The 16,135-nt window shown below is 56.3% G+C and carries 18 protein-coding genes; 14 read left to right on the forward strand and 4 right to left on the reverse strand.

The genetic code is table 11. From position 1 onward, the window contains the following. Positions 1-59 precede the first annotated feature (59 nt). The 8 genes from ABJD00_RS21525 (at position 60) to ABJD00_RS21560 (ending at position 9,287) form a co-directional block, all read left to right on the forward strand. Positions 60-1,046, forward strand: a complete 987-nt coding sequence (locus ABJD00_RS21525; RefSeq protein ID WP_413849174.1) for an Hsp33 family molecular chaperone HslO — start codon at positions 60-62, stop codon at positions 1,044-1,046. Further along, entirely contained in the window at positions 1,039-1,638 is a 600-nt protein-coding gene (locus tag ABJD00_RS21530; RefSeq protein ID WP_413849176.1) for a CoA pyrophosphatase, read from the forward strand. Before ABJD00_RS21525 ends, ABJD00_RS21530 begins: the two co-directional genes overlap by 8 nt. Beyond that, on the forward strand, positions 1,611-2,783 hold the full coding sequence (locus ABJD00_RS21535; protein WP_413849178.1) for a CCA tRNA nucleotidyltransferase: 1,173 nt from the start codon (positions 1,611-1,613) through the stop codon (positions 2,781-2,783). The genes ABJD00_RS21530 and ABJD00_RS21535 overlap by 28 nt, the downstream gene beginning before the upstream one ends. Positions 2,784-2,948: 165 nt before the next feature. Continuing rightward, positions 2,949-4,787, forward strand: a complete 1,839-nt coding sequence (locus tag ABJD00_RS21540; protein WP_413849180.1) for an ABC transporter ATP-binding protein — start codon at positions 2,949-2,951, stop codon at positions 4,785-4,787. After that, entirely contained in the window at positions 4,784-6,616 is a 1,833-nt protein-coding gene (locus tag ABJD00_RS21545) for an ABC transporter ATP-binding protein (RefSeq protein WP_413849182.1), read from the forward strand. Before ABJD00_RS21540 ends, ABJD00_RS21545 begins: the two co-directional genes overlap by 4 nt. A gap of 39 nt (positions 6,617-6,655) precedes the next feature. Then, positions 6,656-7,882 (forward strand): class I SAM-dependent RNA methyltransferase, encoded by a 1,227-nt coding sequence (locus ABJD00_RS21550; RefSeq protein ID WP_413849184.1) that lies wholly within the window; start codon positions 6,656-6,658, stop codon positions 7,880-7,882. An 18-nt stretch (positions 7,883-7,900) separates the two neighbouring features. Continuing rightward, positions 7,901-8,677 carry an ion transporter gene (locus ABJD00_RS21555; protein ID WP_413849186.1) on the forward strand — a complete coding sequence of 259 codons (777 nt, stop codon included), beginning with the start codon at positions 7,901-7,903 and terminating at the stop codon, positions 8,675-8,677. Between the two features lie 133 nt (positions 8,678-8,810). Next, on the forward strand, positions 8,811-9,287 hold the full coding sequence (locus ABJD00_RS21560; RefSeq protein ID WP_413849363.1) for a L,D-transpeptidase family protein: 477 nt from the start codon (positions 8,811-8,813) through the stop codon (positions 9,285-9,287). A 3-nt stretch (positions 9,288-9,290) separates the two neighbouring features. Here ABJD00_RS21560 and ABJD00_RS21565 read toward each other — a convergent pair whose 3' ends face one another. Then, on the reverse strand, positions 9,291-9,932 hold the full coding sequence (locus ABJD00_RS21565; RefSeq protein WP_413849188.1) for a CAP domain-containing protein: 642 nt from the start codon (positions 9,930-9,932) through the stop codon (positions 9,291-9,293). Between the two features lie 173 nt (positions 9,933-10,105). Here ABJD00_RS21565 and ABJD00_RS21570 point away from each other — a divergent pair, with 173 nt between their 5' ends. Together ABJD00_RS21570 and ABJD00_RS21575 are read left to right on the forward strand one after the other, a co-directional pair. After that, positions 10,106-10,696 (forward strand): L,D-transpeptidase, encoded by a 591-nt coding sequence (locus ABJD00_RS21570; protein WP_413849190.1) that lies wholly within the window; start codon positions 10,106-10,108, stop codon positions 10,694-10,696. Positions 10,697-10,837: 141 nt separating this feature from the next. Further along, the gene (locus ABJD00_RS21575; protein WP_413849192.1) at positions 10,838-11,017 is read left to right on the forward strand and encodes a hypothetical protein; all 180 of its coding nucleotides are present in this window, start codon (positions 10,838-10,840) and stop codon (positions 11,015-11,017) included. A gap of 75 nt (positions 11,018-11,092) precedes the next feature. Here ABJD00_RS21575 and hemH read toward each other — a convergent pair whose 3' ends face one another. Together hemH and ABJD00_RS21585 are read right to left on the reverse strand one after the other, a co-directional pair. Next, positions 11,093-12,154 (reverse strand): ferrochelatase, encoded by a 1,062-nt coding sequence (gene hemH, locus ABJD00_RS21580; RefSeq protein ID WP_413849194.1) that lies wholly within the window; start codon positions 12,152-12,154, stop codon positions 11,093-11,095. 54 nt (positions 12,155-12,208) lie between these two features. Then, positions 12,209-13,030 carry a methyltransferase domain-containing protein gene (locus tag ABJD00_RS21585; RefSeq protein WP_413849196.1) on the reverse strand — a complete coding sequence of 274 codons (822 nt, stop codon included), beginning with the start codon at positions 13,028-13,030 and terminating at the stop codon, positions 12,209-12,211. Positions 13,031-13,052: 22 nt separating this feature from the next. On the opposite strand from ABJD00_RS21585, the gene ABJD00_RS21590 reads away from it, so the two are divergent. Genes ABJD00_RS21590 through ABJD00_RS21605 form a run of 4 tightly spaced genes read left to right on the forward strand, consistent with a single transcriptional unit; the run spans position 13,053 to position 15,366 of the window. Next, positions 13,053-13,778: a ComF family protein gene (locus tag ABJD00_RS21590; protein WP_413849198.1), complete on the forward strand. Its 726-nt coding sequence runs from the start codon at positions 13,053-13,055 to the stop codon at positions 13,776-13,778. 41 nt (positions 13,779-13,819) lie between these two features. After that, positions 13,820-14,077, forward strand: coding sequence for a glutaredoxin 3 (gene grxC, locus ABJD00_RS21595; RefSeq protein WP_413849200.1), 258 nt, complete (start codon positions 13,820-13,822; stop codon positions 14,075-14,077). Next, a complete protein-coding gene (locus tag ABJD00_RS21600; protein ID WP_413849202.1) occupies positions 14,078-14,917 on the forward strand; it encodes a carbon-nitrogen hydrolase family protein in 840 nt (279 codons plus the stop codon). It abuts the gene before it with no gap. Next, on the forward strand, positions 14,914-15,366 hold the full coding sequence (locus ABJD00_RS21605) for a MarR family winged helix-turn-helix transcriptional regulator (protein WP_413849204.1): 453 nt from the start codon (positions 14,914-14,916) through the stop codon (positions 15,364-15,366). The genes ABJD00_RS21600 and ABJD00_RS21605 overlap by 4 nt, the downstream gene beginning before the upstream one ends. On the opposite strand, the gene ubiG is transcribed toward ABJD00_RS21605, so the two are convergent. Next, positions 15,363-16,112, reverse strand: a complete 750-nt coding sequence (ubiG, locus tag ABJD00_RS21610; protein ID WP_413849206.1) for a bifunctional 2-polyprenyl-6-hydroxyphenol methylase/3-demethylubiquinol 3-O-methyltransferase UbiG — start codon at positions 16,110-16,112, stop codon at positions 15,363-15,365. The genes ABJD00_RS21605 and ubiG overlap by 4 nt on opposite strands. Between the last annotated feature and the right edge of the window lie 23 nt (positions 16,113-16,135).

Below are 16,135 nucleotides of genomic sequence, written 5' to 3' on the forward strand. Positions count from 1 at the left end.
CGCGATGCAATCCTATATAGGGCATCGATATGCCAACGCTTGGCGCCAAAGGAAACCCCATGACTCTTGGTTCGCAAATCGTGTGGGACGACACCGTCCTGCCATTCCAACTCGATGCCGCTGACATCCGCGGACGCGTCGCGCGTCTTGACGGAGTATTGGGCGGTATCCTCAAGCAACACAATTACCCACCTCAGGTCGAAGCGCTTGTGGCCGAGATGGCTTTGCTCACTGCGTTGATCGGTCAAACGATCAAGCTGCGCTGGAAGTTGTCTTTGCAGGTGCAGTCCAAGGGCGCCGTCCGAATGATTGCCACGGACTACTACGCCCCTGACGGTGAAGGGTCTGAGGCCCGCATTCGCGCGTATGCCAGCTATGATGCTGATCGGCTGAGTGATGACGCCCCCTTTGATCAGGTGGGTGACGGGTACTTTGCTATTCTGATCGATCAGGGCGAGGGCATGACCCCGTATCAGGGCATTACGCCACTGGAAGGCGGGTCGCTTGCGGCCTGTGCCGAGGCGTATTTTGCTCAGTCCGAGCAGTTGCCGACGCGATTCCAGCTTAGTTTTGGCAAATCATCTGAACCCGGTGTCGCCGAACATTGGCGTGCGGGTGGCGTGATGTTGCAACATATGCCCAAAGCGTCCCCACTGGTTGCCAAGGGTGAAGGCTCGGGCGAATTGCTCAACGCAGATGATCTGCTAGACGGCGATGCGTCCGAAGATTGGAACCGCGTGAACATCCTCCTCGATACGGTTGAGGAAATGGAGTTGATTGGCCCCCAAGTTCCGCCAAACGATCTGCTGCTGCGTCTGTTCCACGAAGAAACGCCACGTGTATTTGACACACAACCGGTCCGCTTTGGTTGTACCTGTTCAGAAGAGCGTGTGCGTCAAAGCCTGTCGATTTATTCGGCCCGTGACATCGAAAAGATGACCACCGACGAGGGTCGCGTGACGGCTGACTGTCAATTCTGTAGCGCGCATTATGACCTTGATCCCGTAACCGTCGGGTTCGAGGCCGAAGCTCAAAGCAGTGAGTGACCTGATAAACCGCACCCGCGCCGCTTTGGCGCGGGGAAGCGGTGCATCTTCGGACTTTGATCTGAACCCTGATGTTTCACTGGCCGAGGGTCGCCAGTTACGCCCGGCTGCCGTGCTCGCGCCGATTATTGCGGGGCCGGAGGGTTATGATCTGATCCTGACGAAACGGTCTTCTGCTCTGAAACACCACCCCGGGCAGATCGCCTTTCCCGGTGGCAAGCAGGATGAGGGCGACGAGGACCTGATCGCGACTGCTTTGCGTGAGGCACGTGAGGAGATTGGACTTCCACTCGCCAATGCTCAGGTGTTGGGCACGTTTTCTGCACATGAGACAGTGACAGCATTTACAGTGACACCTGTTGTCGCACTTATCACCGAAGACTTCGACGCCACACCCGAAGAAGGAGAGGTGGCCGAAGTGTTTTGCGTGCCTTTGTCTCATGTACTGGATCCGGGGAACTTTGTCGTGGAATCCCGGCGTTGGCGTGGGCAGCGGCGATCTTACTACGCGGTTCCTTACGGCCCCTATTACATCTGGGGAGCGACCGCGCGTATATTGCGGGCATGGACCGACGCACTGCCGCAGAATTAGACCCAAACACACCGTTTCTGAGCGATCCGCCGGCGCAAAACCTGTGTGCCGCTCTTGAGGCGGCGGGGTTTAGGGCGCTGTTTGTGGGCGGATGTGTGCGCAACGCCCTTTTGCAACGACCGGCGAGTGACATCGACATCGCCACAGACGCCACACCAGATCAGGTCATCGAAGTTGCTGTGCAATCAAGGTTTCGCGCCGTGCCAACCGGAATCGCGCATGGCACCGTAACCGTTGTCGTTGAAGGCACCGCGTTTGAAGTCACCACCTTTCGCCGCGACGTGGAAACAGATGGACGCCGCGCGGTTGTCGCCTTTTCCAAAGACGTCGCTGAGGATGCACTCCGCCGCGATTTTACGATGAACGCCATTTATGCTGACCGGTCCGGTGCCATTGTTGATCCGCTGGATGGCATGCCTGATTTGCGTGCAGGGCGTGTGCGTTTCATTGCAGATGCCGACCAACGCATCCGCGAAGATTACATGCGCACGCTGCGGTTCTTCCGCTTTCATGCGTACTATGCGGCGCCGGATGAGGGATGGGATGCAGATGCTTTGGCTGGAATTGCTGCAAATTTAGACGGGTTAGAGACACTTTCGGCCGAGCGTGTTGGTGGTGAGATGATTAAGCTACTAACGGCCCCTGACCCGGCACCAGCTTTGGCTGTTATGGCGCAGACTGGGGTTCTTGGTCAGGTGTTACCCGGTGCAGATGCGACATTGATCGCGCCTTTGGTTCATCTTGAACAACTCGCAGGTGTTGGGCCTGATCCTATGGCTCGTCTGGCGGCGCTGGGCGGTGAGGACGTCGTTACTCGGCTACGTCTGTCGCGATCTGAACAAAAGCGGCTTCAGTCGATCCGTACGCAAAGCGTCAGTGCATTGGGTGCTAAGGCAATAGGTCATGTTGCGGGGGAACAGCCGGGTTTGGGCGCGATCCTGCTGCGCGCAGCGATGGCCAATAGCCCGCTGGAGCCGACTGCTGTATCCGCAGTGAAAGAGGGGGCGGCGACCAAATTTCCTATCAAGGCCAGCGACTTGAGCCATCTACAAGGCAAGGTGCTCGGCGACACTCTTTCCGCACTCAAGGCGGATTGGTTGGCCTCTGACCTTACAAAAACGAAAAGTCAGCTTTTGAGCACGTGACAAATTGCGCGCGTGGCGCTACCTATGTCGCGAACACGGAGGCTAACAACATGTTTCGCGGGATCTGGAACGACACCTGATATTGTCGCCGATCGTCTGAAGTGACGAACCAGGCTTTGGCCTGCGTCGCACCCATGTTGCACCACATCTTTAAGAGATACTCCAATGTTCAAATACTTTGAATCGCTTGTCGATCCGTACGCGTCTTACACCGAAACCGACACGCCGCCCACGCAGATTTGGCCGTTTCTGCTCGACTATTCGCAGCCCTTCAAACGCGTATTTGTGCTTGCGGCCATCATGTCGGTTATCGTTGCCTCTATCGAGGTCGGGCTGATTTACTACATGGGCCGTGTTGTTGATCTGCTAGGCACTGCGCCGGGTGATTTCTGGTCAACACATGGGACCGAGGTTGGGTTAGTGGCTGTTTTCGTGCTCGTGGCCCGCCCGATCTTGCAGGGCCTCGACGTCTTGCTGCTCAACAACGCGATCCTGCCGAACTTTCCGACACTGATCCGCTGGCGGTCGCACAAACACGTGTTGCATCAGTCGGTGGGTTGGTTCGAGAACGATTTTGCTGGTCGAATTGCCAATCGGATCATGCAAACCCCGCGCTCGGCGGGTGAGGTGATCTTTCAGGTATTTGACGCCATCTCGTTTTCGCTGGCCTACCTTGTCGGCGCTGCGGTGTTGCTGATTGTCGCAGATGTGCGTTTGCTCCTGCCGCTTGTCATCTGGTTTGCTCTTTACGCCATGTTGGTGGTTTGGACAGTCCGTCGTATTGGTCCGGCATCCAAGGCGTCGTCCGATGCCCGGTCGCAGCTGACCGGCAAGATCGTGGATGCATACACCAACGTTCATTCGGTCAAGATGTTTGCCCATCACGAGCGTGAACTTGATTACGCGAAGGACGCGATTCAACACACGCGCACCACATTCATGCGGGAAATGCGTCTGTTTACGATCATGGATGTGATCTTGGTGTTCCTGAACGGCTTGTTGATCGTCGGTGTTGTCGGTTGGGCGATCCTGCTGTGGACCCAAGGGGCGGCGACAGTTGGTGTCGTGGCCGCTGCAACGGCGTTGACCCTGCGCCTTAATGCCATGACTGGCTGGATTATGTGGGCCCTAACCTCGTTCTTTCAGGAGTTGGGTGTGGTGTCTGAAGGGATGGAGACAATCGCACAGCCCATCACACTGGTTGACGCCAAGGATGCCAAGCCGCTGCAGATCGGCGAAGGTGAAATTGCCGTGCACAACCTGACCCATCACTATGGGCGTGACAGCGGTGGCCTGGACGGGATCAGTGTTACCATTCGCCCCGGTGAAAAAGTGGGTCTTGTCGGTCGTTCAGGTGCTGGGAAGTCCACGTTGGTCAAGCTGCTGTTGCGGTTTTATGACCCTGAAACGGGCCGGATCGAGGTGGACGGGCAGGATATCACGACCGTGACACAGGATAGTTTGCGTCTGAACATCGGTATGGTGCAGCAGGACAGTTCGCTGCTCCACCGATCTGTGCGCGAAAACATTCTGTACGGTCGGCCTGACGCCACCGAAGAGCAGATGATCGAGGCTGCAAATCAAGCGCAGGCGCATGAGTTCATCCTTGATCTCGCCGACCCACAGGGCCGCTCTGGTTATGAAGCGCAGGTAGGTGAGCGCGGTGTGAAATTGTCTGGTGGACAGCGCCAGCGTGTGACATTGGCCCGCGTCATTCTGAAGAACGCTCCGATCCTGTTGCTCGACGAGGCGACAAGCGCGCTCGATTCCGAGGTTGAGGCTGCAATTCAGGATACGCTCTATAAGATGATGGAGGGCAAAACCGTGATCGCCATTGCCCACCGTCTGTCTACCATCGCCGAAATGGACCGTATTCTGGTGCTTGATGGCGGGAAAATCGTCGAAGACGGCCCACATGACGCGCTTTTGGCGCAAGGTGGCCTATATTCGGAGTTCTGGGCGCGTCAATCCGGCGGGTTCATAGGGGCCGAGGCTGCTGAGTGAGAATATCTGACTGGATTGATTCCTTTCGTCGAGCGGAAGGACAGCCGCCGCAGAAATTGTGGCCCTTCATGCGCTGGTGTTTGTCCGGCGCATGGCCCGCCTTGTGGCTGGCCGCGTTTTGTTCGGCGGCAGCTGGCGCGTTAGAGGCGGGTACGGCCCTGATCTTGGGGCGCGTCATTGATGCGACTGTGGCCCTTGGCCCGGATGGGTTCTTTTCGGTTGGGAATGTGGCTCTGATCATTGGGGCTTTAGCATTTTTCCTGATTGCGCGCCCTCTTCTGTTTGGGTTCAGCGCGGCGACGAATGCAATCATTGTCCAGCCCAACGTGAACCCACTGGTGCTGTCGCGCCTGCATCGATGGACGCTGGGTCAATCGGTCGGCTTTTTTGATGACGATTTTGCCGGGCGCATCGCCCAAAAGCAGATGCAGACAGCACGGGCGGTCACGGATGTCGTTTCGGAATTCATCAATGTGGTGGCCTTCGCATTGGCCTCGCTCATTGGATCGGTTGTCTTGTTGCTGGCCATCGACTGGCGTGTGGCGTTGGGGTTTGCTGTTTGGCTTGTCTTCTATTTCTCGCTTATCCGCTGGTATCTGCCGCGCATCCGTCAACGGTCGGCGACGCGGGCATCTTCTCGGGCGATGGTTTCGGGGCAGGTTGTTGATACGATAACCAACATCAAAACGGTCAAGCTGTTTGCTCATGACGATCATGAGGATCAAGCTGCGCTGGGCGCCATGGCGGCCTTCCGCAAGGATGCGGTCAAGTTCGGTATCCTGTCCGCCGGATTTCGCTTTGCCTTGATGGCGCTGGCCGGTTTGCTGCCCGTTCTGTTGCTGGGCGGTACTATCCTGATGTGGCAGCGCGGGCTTGCGACCCCAGGCGATATCGTCGCTTCGGGGGCCATCGCCATTCGGATTGCGCAGATGACCGGGTGGGTTAGCTTCACGCTAATGCAGATATATTCCAACGTCGGAGAAGTTGAGGACGGCATGCGCACTCTCACCCCCCGCGCACGGGTCGAAGATGACAGTGAGGCCAAGGTTCTTGATGTGCCGCGGGGTGAGATCACACTGGAACACCTTGGCTTTGCATATGGTCGGGACACGGGTGGCATTGAGGACATTTCGCTGACGATCAAACCGGGCGAAAAGGTGGGCATTGTCGGGGCGTCGGGTGCCGGTAAATCGACGCTCGTGTCGCTGCTTTTGCGGCTCTATGAACCAGAAAATGGGCGTATTCTGATTGACGGACAGGACACATCCTGCGTCACGCAAGACAGCCTGCGCCACAACATCGGGATGGTCACGCAGGAAACTGCGATGTTTAACCGCTCAGCCCGTGACAACATTCTGTACGGTCAGCCCGGTGCGGATGAGAGCGCGATGATTGCCGCTGCGAAGAAGGCGGAGGCGCATGATTTCATCCTTGATCTGGAGGACCACAGGGGTCGTCGTGGATACGAGGCGCATCTTGGCGAACGGGGTGTAAAATTGTCCGGTGGTCAGCGTCAACGCATCGCACTGGCCCGCGCCATCCTCAAAGATGCACCGATTCTTGTGTTGGATGAGGCGACAAGTGCGTTGGACTCTGAGGTCGAAGCTGCCATTCAAACCGCCCTGTCCCGCGTGATGCAGGGCAAGACTGTGCTGGCCATCGCCCACCGACTTTCCACCCTAACGGAGATGGATCGCATTGTGGTGATGGATGCGGGGCAGGTTGTGGAACAAGGGCCGCACGAGACTTTGTTGGCCAAGGGTGGTCTTTATGCTCGGTACTGGCAGCGTCAGTCCGGAGGTTTCATCAGAACCCAAGCCGCCGAATAGGGGTTTTTTCTGAGCGTTCGGCCAGTTAGGCCTAGGCTCATGACCACAGTGACCATTGAACGATTGGGCCAACAAGGTGATGGCGTTGCGCCTGGACCTTTGTTTGTTCCCCTGACCCTACCCGGTGAAATAGTGAGCGGGACGCTGGAAGGCGATGCGTTGGTGGATATCTCCATCGAAGAGCCGTCATCTGACCGTGTCAAAGCACCTTGTTCGCATTTCCGATCCTGTGGCGGTTGTCAGTTGCAGCATGCCAGTGATGATCTGGTGGCTGCATGGAAACGGGATCTGGTCGTCACTGCATTAGCCGTTCATGGGATTGAAACGGAGGTTCATCCGACGATCACATCGCCTGAGAAGTCCCGCAGGCGTGCGACATTTGCCGCGCGGCGCACCAAAAAGGGGGCGATGGTGGGCTTTCATGCCCGCAAGTCTGACGCAATCATTCCTGTGCCGAATTGCATTCTGGTGACGGATGGCTTGGCGGGCGTCGCGCCTTTGGCCGAAGCGTTGGCGGTTGCTGGGGCCAGCCGAAAAGGCGCGTTGAGTGTGACAGTCACCGAAGGGCTTGAGGGCTTGGATGTGGCGGTGGCCGGAGGCAAACCGCTCGATGGGCCGTTGCGCATTGTGTTGGCAGGCCTGTGTGAGGCACACCGCCTTGCCCGCCTGACATGGGACGATGAGTTGATCGGCATGCGCGTTCCCCCAGCTCAGGCCATTGGAAACGCATCGGTGGTACCCCCGCCAGGTGGGTTCCTACAGGCCACCCAGCATGGGCAGGAAACTTTGACCGCGTTGGTGCAGAAGATTGTAGGCGGTGCGAAATCTGTTGCTGATCTGTTTGCTGGATGTGGCACCTTTGCCTTGCCTCTAGCAGAAAAGGCCGAGGTGTTGGCGGTTGAGGGTGCATCGGACATGATCGCCGCTCTTGATGCAGGCTGGCGGCAGGCGCAGGGTCTTAAACGGGTCCGGACAGAGGCGCGCGATCTGTTTCGCCGTCCGCTGTTGCCGGACGAACTTGCCCGATTTGACGCTGTTGTCCTCGATCCGCCACGCGCCGGGGCGGCAGCGCAAATTGCTGAACTTGCCAAAGCCAAACCACCGATCATCGCCCATGTGTCTTGCAATCCACAGACCTTTGCGCGGGATGCGGCCACGCTGCAAGATGCTGGATATGTGCTCGAATGGGTGCAACCTGTGGATCAGTTTCGATGGTCCGCGCACGTAGAACTTGTCGGATCGTTCCGTCTGGCGCATACGCGATAACCATAAAGGAGACCCCGCATGTTTGATCGCGCACGCTTGGCCGAATTTTTGGAAGGCCCCAAATTCAGCAACTTTATCATGGGTGTGATCGTCGTGAACGCCATCACGCTGGGGTTGGAAACGTCTGCGACAGCGGTGTCGGTGGCTGGTGGGCTGATCAATGCAATTGACCAGATCTGCCTTGCGATATTTGTGATCGAGATCATTGCAAAGCTGTTTACCTTCCGCCTGAGCTTTTTCAAAAGTGGATGGAACATCTTTGACTTCGTTATTGTCGGCATTGCGTTGGCGCCGGGCACCGAAGGGCTGTCTGTGCTGCGCGCCCTGCGTATTCTCCGGGTGCTGCGGGTCATTTCCGTTGCGCCAAGTCTGCGCCGTGTGGTCGAGGGATTCGTAACCGCCCTACCCGGCATGGGCAGCGTGTTCGTCCTGATGGCTATGATTTTCTATATTGGGGCCGTTATGGCCACGAAACTCTTTGGATCTGCCTTTCCAGAATGGTTCGGGACACTCGGCCTTAGCGGCTATTCCCTGTTCCAGATCATGACGCTTGAATCCTGGTCCATGGGGATTGTGCGTCCGGTGATGAAAGAGTTCCCCTACGCTTGGGCATTCTTTGTGCCGTTCATTTTGGTCAGCACCTTTGCGGTGGTAAACCTGCTGGTTGGTCTGATCGTGAATTCGATGCAGGACGCCCATTCGGAGGAGTCCAATGCGGCGACTGATGAGTATCGTGATCTTGTGATCAAGCGTCTGGATGAGATTGAGGCAAAGCTCGACAAACGCGAATCGTAAACGCTGATCACGGTCAGGTGATCGGTTGCGGCAAAAACCCCCTATGCGATTTGTGGAATAAGGTGGTAAATCCCTACAAAATACAAAAAAGCAGTGTTGGGACAGGATTTCGATGAAGCGCAGAAATTTATTGATGGGCGGAGTAGCAGCAGTCGGTTTGGGTGCGTGTACTCAATCGAAATTCCGCCAATATTACGGCCCCAGAATCACCGACATTGTTGTGAACAAAGGAGAACGAGAAATGTTTCTTCTGCACAACGGTAAGGTCATCGAAGACTATAAGATCGACCTTGGCTTTGCCCCTATCGGCGACAAGTTCTTCGAAGGTGACGGGCGTACACCGGAAGGCACGTACCTGATCGACCGGCGCAACCCCAACAGCCAGTTTCACTTGTCCCTGGGAATCTCGTATCCCAACGCTCGCGACCGGGCGGAAGCGGCAAGGCTGGGCAAACCCCCCGGTGGAGACATCTTCATACACGGCAATACAACCGGATTCCGTACTGGGAAGAAGGACTGGACGTGGGGCTGTATCGCGATTTCGAATCGCGAGATGGAAGACGTCTACGCGATGGTGCGCGAAGGGACGCCTATCCAGATCAACCCCTGACGGTTAGGTTGACGGCACCGATGCGACGTCTGGATTTGCCCCATCGATTGCAGCAGCATCTGGATCGTCAACAGCTTCGGGAACCAGCCGCGTTGCTGACGGGTTCGAGGCAGGGATCAAAGGCGCATTTGTCGGGTCACCCATTACCATCGTCCACCAGATCTTTCCGTTGGACTCTTGAAACCACGCGAATCCCATTTCGCGCGCTCGGGGCGACATTATAGTGCGTCGGGTGTCGTTTTGCTCCATCCATGCGCCAAGCGTCTCGAGTTCAGTCTCGTAGGTTTCCGAGATGTTTTCACCCACAAGCGTGCCCTTGTATCCAACGCGCGCCAGACGATCGATTGGGGACGAGCCGTCAGACCCAAAGTGCCAAGGACGGTTTTGCAGGGACATATCCTTTGAGTGAGTCGCAGCCGCCGCGTTCAGTTGCGGATTCAACTCCACCGCTGCCGCACCTTGGGCGGCTCGAAGTGCGTTTACCGAGTCCAGCATACGGAACTGCAGCTTTGACGTATCGTTTTTGCGAATTCGGTAGAATTTAGGAGCGGGACGCCCATCCGCACCCACAGTGGTCTGTACCGGAGCAGAGCCACATGCGGCGAGGGTCAAAAGAGCAACCAGAAGGAAAGAGATTGTACGCATTGATCCTGCACGCTTCTTGTGATGTTCGTGCACGTCGATAGCCGCTTGCGCGTTGCATTACAAACGCACATCGGCGTGAACCTGCGAGATGACAGTCCTTTGATTTGCGACTGCGACATTCCCGCAATAACTTATGCTCAAATTCGCGAGATCACTCTTAGGAGAGGCATAAAATGTCCAAACCACCGTTCAACACGACCAGCCGCCGCGCCTTTTTGGCTGGATCTGCCGCTTTCTTGGGCGCACCGGCCATCGCGCAAACTGCCGCTGGGCAGGCCGAACGTGATCCTGCCCTTTCAGTGCGCCGCAATATCTCCAGCTTTCGCACGCTAGATTGGCAGCCTTACTTTGACAGCCTGCGCAATGGTGCAATCCTAGTCGATATCGACAGTCGCGCAGTGCATTACTGGAACCAAGAGCAGACGATATATAAACTGTATCCATCCAGTGTACCGTTGACAGACGATTTGACTCGCCGTGGGCGCACGCAGGTTATTCTGAAGGACCCTGAGCCCGACTGGCGTCCAACTCCGTCAATGAAAAAGCGGAACCCAGAATGGCCTGATTATATAGGTCCCGGTCCTCAGAATCCTTTGGGCACGCGGTCATTGCACCTCAGCTGGACCTATTATCGTATTCACGGCACGCATGACACGCGCAAGATTGGGCGCAGATCGTCCAATGGCTGCATTGGCCTCTACAACGAGCACATCGAAGAACTGTACGGAATGGCGAAGGTTGGCACACAAGTGTTGCTTATTTGACGACATCGGTCCGGTTCAGAGTGTTCAACTTTAAATCACACTTTGCATTCATGCCGCATTGCTGTTTACAAAAGATCACGAGGTAAGTCTTGGGCGCGTTGGGGCACTAATTTCCCGCGCGCGTAACTGGAGGTTATTAATATGAAAAAACTCGTTCTCGCCGCTGCTTTGACTGCTGCTGCTTCGACTGCATTCGCCGGCGCTCCTGCCGATCCGGTCATCGAAGCACCTGTCATTGTTGAAGAAACAACAGGTTCCTCAGGTGGTTGGGTTCTTCCCATCCTGCTGCTGGTAGTTGTTGCTGCGGCTCTTGCGGACTAATAGTTCGTAACTTAAGTAAAAAAAAGGCGGTGCAATTGCGCCGCCTTTTTTATGTCTGACGGTCAAGTATTGGCTTTAATCCAGCCAACCTCGAACGTTTTCTTCGATCACAGTGCTGAGCGCCTCAATATGGGCGTCGTCATCATTGAGGCACGGGATATAGGTGAAATGTTCGCCACCCGCATGCTCAAAGCTTTCTTTGATCTCTTCGTTGATTTCTTCAAGCGTTTCTATGCAGTCAGCTGAAAATGCTGGTGCACATATAGCGATATTCTTTTTTCCAGCCTCGGCCAGACGTGCAACTTCTTCGACAGTGTAGGGCTGCAACCACTCTTCGGGTCCGAACTTGGACTGGAATGTTGTTTTGATTTCCGTGTCCGCCCAGCCTAGCCGTTCCTTTAGCAGGCGCGTCGTTTTCTGGCATTGGCAGTGGTATGGATCACCTTCCATCAGATACCTAATAGGGACACCATGATAGCTGCACACTAGTATATCTGGGCGCGTCTCAAGGTTCGCATAGGCCCGTTCGATTGATTGCGCCAAAGCCTCAATGTACTTGGGATGCTGGTAATATGGCTCAACCGTCCGCGTAGTAGGTTGCCATTTTTCCTGCATCATGGCCCGAAAGAATTCATCATTCGCTGTAGCGGATGTGGCTCCCGCGTAGTGTGGGTAAAGTGGGAAAAATAGTATCTTTTGACATCCAGCATCCCGCATTTCGCGCACTTTGGACTTAGTAGATGGGTTGCCGTAGCGCATGCAGAAATCAACTATAACCTGATCACCGTATCGTTCTTGCATCGCTGCCTTGATCTTAACCGTCTGATCTTTGGTGATCGTCATCAGCGGGCTTTCCCCCGCCTCGTGATTCCAGATGGATTTATAGGCCGCCCCCGATGAAAACGGGCGCTTTGTCAGAATGATCAACTGCAAAAGCGGCTGCCAAATCCAAGGTGAGTAGTCGATCACCCGCCTGTCCGACAGAAATTCGTTCAAGTACCGGCGCATCGACCAATAGTCGTAGTTGTCTGGTGTGCCCAAATTAGCGAGCAGAATACCCACCCGCGCAGGTGGAATCGCCGGGTGGTCGTCGGCGGCATGTTGCGGGCGCGTCATCGCTTTGCTGGCATCAAGCATTTCGGGCGTTTTCCTATATGTCTTGATGGTCAGATAAACGGATTCGCCCTCAGGTCAATCTGGCAGCGACGTTTCGTCTGTCCGCAGGGCATCTGCCAACCGTGCTTGCGCCGAACCCGGGCGTAGCGGTTTAGGTTGGCTTTCGTCAGGGGCCCAACCGGTCAGAATGATCAATTCAAAGGTTGCTGCGATCCCGCCATCTGGATGTGCAAAGCTATCGACATAGAGCTCCGCCGCCCGCTCCAGAACGGCGCGCCGCGTCGGATAGCGCAGCCTTGTTTGCAATGCGTTTCCTTCGCCCATTGCGCGCAAATCGCGCATTAGGTGCCACATGGTTTGATACCGGACCGATAGGGCGACGGTATCGGCCACGGGCAGAGCCAAACCTGCACGTTGCAACAGAGCACCCAGATCGCGCACTTCTCCCATGGGCGCCACACGAGGTGAAAGGCCACCGGTAACAGCCACTTCCGCCTCGGCAAGTACCCTGCGTAATTCCTGCAACGTTTGCCCCCCCAACGCCGCGGCCAACAACATTCCATCTGGTTTGAGGGCTCGGCGACACTGGATCAGCTGGCCGACTGGATCGTTCGCCCAGTGCAAGCCCAGACTGTGGATCACAAGGTCATGCCCCCTCATCTTCAGAGGCAGCACATCGGCTTCTTCCAAAACAACTGCGCCGCTGCGTTTTGTGCGCCACAGATCCGGAAAGGCAGTGACGATCGCGGGGGCCTGAAAGGTTTTGTTAACCAGTTCAAGCCGATCCTCGATCTCATCCTGCGCGACCTCTTGCAGAAACAGAGCATTGGCGCGGGCACGGTTGCGAGCCAGCGCGGTTGTATCGGTCAGACGGGGCGAAGGATCAGGGTTCGGCATGGCTGCATAACTAGAGGACAATATGGGTCTATTACAAACGGCACTTGCCGCCATCTACCCGCCGCGCTGTTTGGGCTGTGGTGAAACGGTCGACAGCGACTTTGGTCTCTGCGGGAAATGCTGGGGTCAGGCACAGTTTATCGGTGGCGCGTTTTGTGACAGTTGTAGCATGCCGCTACCGGGTGCAGAGGCGGAGGACACATTGCACTGCGATGCCTGTATGCGCACACCAAAACCCTGGGCGCACGGGCGTGCTGCGCTGATCTATAGCGGGATGGGACGCAAGCTGGTTCTGGGCCTGAAACACGGGGACAGGCAAGAGATTTCGCGCCCAGCAGCAGCATGGATGCGAACCTCGGTTCAGGATATCGTTACCAAAAAGACCCTGATCGCGCCTGTTCCATTGCATTGGCTGCGTCTGGCGAAACGGCGCTATAACCAATCTGCATTGATTGCGAAAAACCTCTCCGATCTGACGGGATGTGACTGGTGCGCTGATCTGATGGAACGCCCCGTTCGGACTGCCTCCCTGGATGGCAAGTCGAGGGCGCAGCGTGCGGAAATCCTAGACGGTGCCATCCGGGTGAACCCACGTCGGAAGCACCAGATCATTGGGCAACCTGTTCTGATAGTGGATGACGTGATGACGACTGGGGCCACACTGGCCGCCTGTGCAGATGTGCTGACAAAAGCTGGCGCGGATCAGGTATGCGTGAGCATACTGGCGCGGGCGACCAAAGACACCTAAGTCTGTGATCAACAGAGTTTGCGTCAAAAGGACAAAAACGCATGAAACCCGTTGAAATATACACCTCCCCGCTGTGCGGCTTTTGTCATGCGGCCAAACGGTTGCTGAACGAAAAGGGCGTCGAATTCTCCGAAGTCGATGTCTTGAAACAGCCAGAGCGCAAACCTGAGATGATCCAGCGTGCAAATGGTGGTCGGACAGTTCCGCAGATTTTTGTCGGTGATATTCACGTAGGCGGCTGCGACGACCTCTATGCGTTGGAGCGGGCAGGTAAGCTTGACGGTTTGCTGGCGGCGTGAATGAAAACGGCGCTGCTGCAGTTGAATGTATCTGATGATCCGAAGGCGAATCTGCCTCGGACCGTCGAGATGGTGCAGCAGGCCGCAGATATGGGGGCGGAGTTTGTGCTGACCCCCGAGGTGACCAATTGCCTCAGCACCAGCCGCGCACATCAGGCGCAGGTTCTGACGGACGAAGGCAGAGATGTCACGCTGGCCGCCTTGCGCGATGTGGCGGCGGAGCGTGGCTTTCACCTGCTCATTGGTTCGCTAGCCTTGACCACCGACGATCCGGACGGCCGGTTTGCAAACCGGTCCTTCCTGATTGGGCCGGACGGATCCATTCTGGCGCGCTACGACAAAATCCACATGTTTGACGTCGCGATCTCAAAAACAGAGACATATTCGGAGTCTTCGGGCTATCGCCCTGGGACGAAAGCTGTCCTTGCCCGAACGAATTTTGCGCCAATAGGTATGGCCGTTTGTTACGACATGCGCTTTCCTAAACTATCAGACGCCCTTGTTAGCGCTGGTGCCCATATCCTGACGTACCCAGCCGCATTTTCGCCTGTGACCGGTGCGGCCCATTGGCACAGCCTTCTGCGTGCTCGCGCGATAGAAGCGGGCGCATGGGTGCTGGCTCCGGCCCAGACAGGCAACCACCCCAGTCAAAAAAACAAGACACGCAGCACCTATGGCCACAGCCTCGCCATCGACCCGTGGGGCGAGGTCGTGCTTGACGCGGGCGAGGCGCCGGGCGTTTATGTATTTGATATGGAATTAGATAAAGTGGCCGAGGCGAGGCGCCGCATCCCTGCAAGGGACAATGCGCGCCCCTTTGAAGGTCCTTCGGGTGCATGAGTACAGAAAAGAACGCACTTGCCATTTCGCTGTTCAGCGAAGTGCTCGCAGCGGATCAAATGGTCCGTTACCGGCTGAGCCGTGTGTTGCCCAAGGGCATGGAGATCTCTCATTTTTCGGTGCTGAACCATCTTGTCTGGCACGATGATGAGCGCAGTCCGGCACAGTTGGCCGAAACGTTCAACGTTACACGCGGTGCGATGACCAACACGCTCAATCGGTTGGATTGGGCCGGACATATCCATATCCGCCCTGATTGGGATGATGCGCGTCGCAAGATGGTCGCCATTAGCCCGGCAGGACGACGCGCTCGTGATCAGGCCCTAAGCGCGATTGCCCCAATGGTCGGTGAAGTCATCGATAACTTGGGCGAGGATCGGGTCAGGGAAACCCTGCCGATCCTGCGCCAATTGCGCGTTCAGATGTCCGACAAACCTAAGTCAAACTAGGCTTTCGGTTTCAAACTTGAGGTGACGTAGTTCACGCTCAGATCCCGATCTGATAGTTTCCAGCCCCACGTGAGCGGATTGAACACAAACCCCTGACGGTCGACAGGATCAAGGCCCGCATCGCGCAGAAGATCGAAAAGCTCGTCGGGCGTGATGAACTTGTTCCATTCATGTGTGCCTTTGGGCAGCCAGCGCATCACATGTTCAGCGCCAATGATCGCCATGACGAAGGACTTTGGATTGCGATTCAGCGTCGAACAGATCTGCAACCCTCCGGGTTTCAGCAACTCACGACAGGCGGTGAGGTAGGCGAGAGGGTCTGCAACATGCTCAACAACCTCCATGTTCAGTACTACGTCGAACTGTTCACCGGCAGCGGCCATGTCTTCGGCGGTGGTGTGGCGGTAATCTATGTTCAGCCCGGATTGTTCCGCGTGCACCTTTGCAACGGGAATATTCCGCTCTGCCGCATCAGCGCCAACCACATCTGCCCCAAGCCTCGCCATGGGTTCAGCCAACAGCCCCCCACCACAGCCGATGTCCAAAATGCGCAGACCTTCAAACGCCGATGGTTTGGTCAAATCGCGGTCAAATTCAGCAGCAATTTGGCTTGTGATGTAGTCCAGCCGACAGGGATTCAGCATGTGTAGTGGCTTGAATTTTCCGTTTGGGTCCCACCATTCCGCCGCCATCGCCTCAAATTTAGCGATCTCGGATGGGTCGACGGTGGTTTGATGCGTTTGCATTTTCGTCTCCGTATGCTCATGTG

The sequence above is a fragment of the Tateyamaria sp. genome, assembly GCF_039945315.1.
Lineage (GTDB): Bacteria > Pseudomonadota > Alphaproteobacteria > Rhodobacterales > Rhodobacteraceae > Tateyamaria.

Coding starts and splice junctions, on each gene's coding strand:
- ABJD00_RS21575 (WP_413849192.1), top strand. CDS start 10,838: ATGAAAAAACTCGTTCTCGCCGCTGCTTTGACTGCTGCTGCTTCGACT.
- ABJD00_RS21550 (WP_413849184.1), top strand. CDS start 6,656: ATGACCACAGTGACCATTGAACGATTGGGCCAACAAGGTGATGGCGTT.
- ABJD00_RS21535 (WP_413849178.1), top strand. CDS start 1,611: ATGGACCGACGCACTGCCGCAGAATTAGACCCAAACACACCGTTTCTG.
- hemH (WP_413849194.1), bottom strand. CDS start 12,154: ATGCTTGATGCCAGCAAAGCGATGACGCGCCCGCAACATGCCGCCGAC.
- ABJD00_RS21605 (WP_413849204.1), top strand. CDS start 14,914: ATGAGTACAGAAAAGAACGCACTTGCCATTTCGCTGTTCAGCGAAGTG.
- ABJD00_RS21525 (WP_413849174.1), top strand. CDS start 60: ATGACTCTTGGTTCGCAAATCGTGTGGGACGACACCGTCCTGCCATTC.
- ABJD00_RS21560 (WP_413849363.1), top strand. CDS start 8,811: ATGGGCGGAGTAGCAGCAGTCGGTTTGGGTGCGTGTACTCAATCGAAA.
- ABJD00_RS21585 (WP_413849196.1), bottom strand. CDS start 13,030: ATGCCGAACCCTGATCCTTCGCCCCGTCTGACCGATACAACCGCGCTG.
- ABJD00_RS21555 (WP_413849186.1), top strand. CDS start 7,901: ATGTTTGATCGCGCACGCTTGGCCGAATTTTTGGAAGGCCCCAAATTC.
- ubiG (WP_413849206.1), bottom strand. CDS start 16,112: ATGCAAACGCATCAAACCACCGTCGACCCATCCGAGATCGCTAAATTT.
- ABJD00_RS21565 (WP_413849188.1), bottom strand. CDS start 9,932: ATGCGTACAATCTCTTTCCTTCTGGTTGCTCTTTTGACCCTCGCCGCA.
- ABJD00_RS21590 (WP_413849198.1), top strand. CDS start 13,053: ATGGGTCTATTACAAACGGCACTTGCCGCCATCTACCCGCCGCGCTGT.
- ABJD00_RS21540 (WP_413849180.1), top strand. CDS start 2,949: ATGTTCAAATACTTTGAATCGCTTGTCGATCCGTACGCGTCTTACACC.
- ABJD00_RS21600 (WP_413849202.1), top strand. CDS start 14,078: ATGAAAACGGCGCTGCTGCAGTTGAATGTATCTGATGATCCGAAGGCG.
- grxC (WP_413849200.1), top strand. CDS start 13,820: ATGAAACCCGTTGAAATATACACCTCCCCGCTGTGCGGCTTTTGTCAT.
- ABJD00_RS21570 (WP_413849190.1), top strand. CDS start 10,106: ATGTCCAAACCACCGTTCAACACGACCAGCCGCCGCGCCTTTTTGGCT.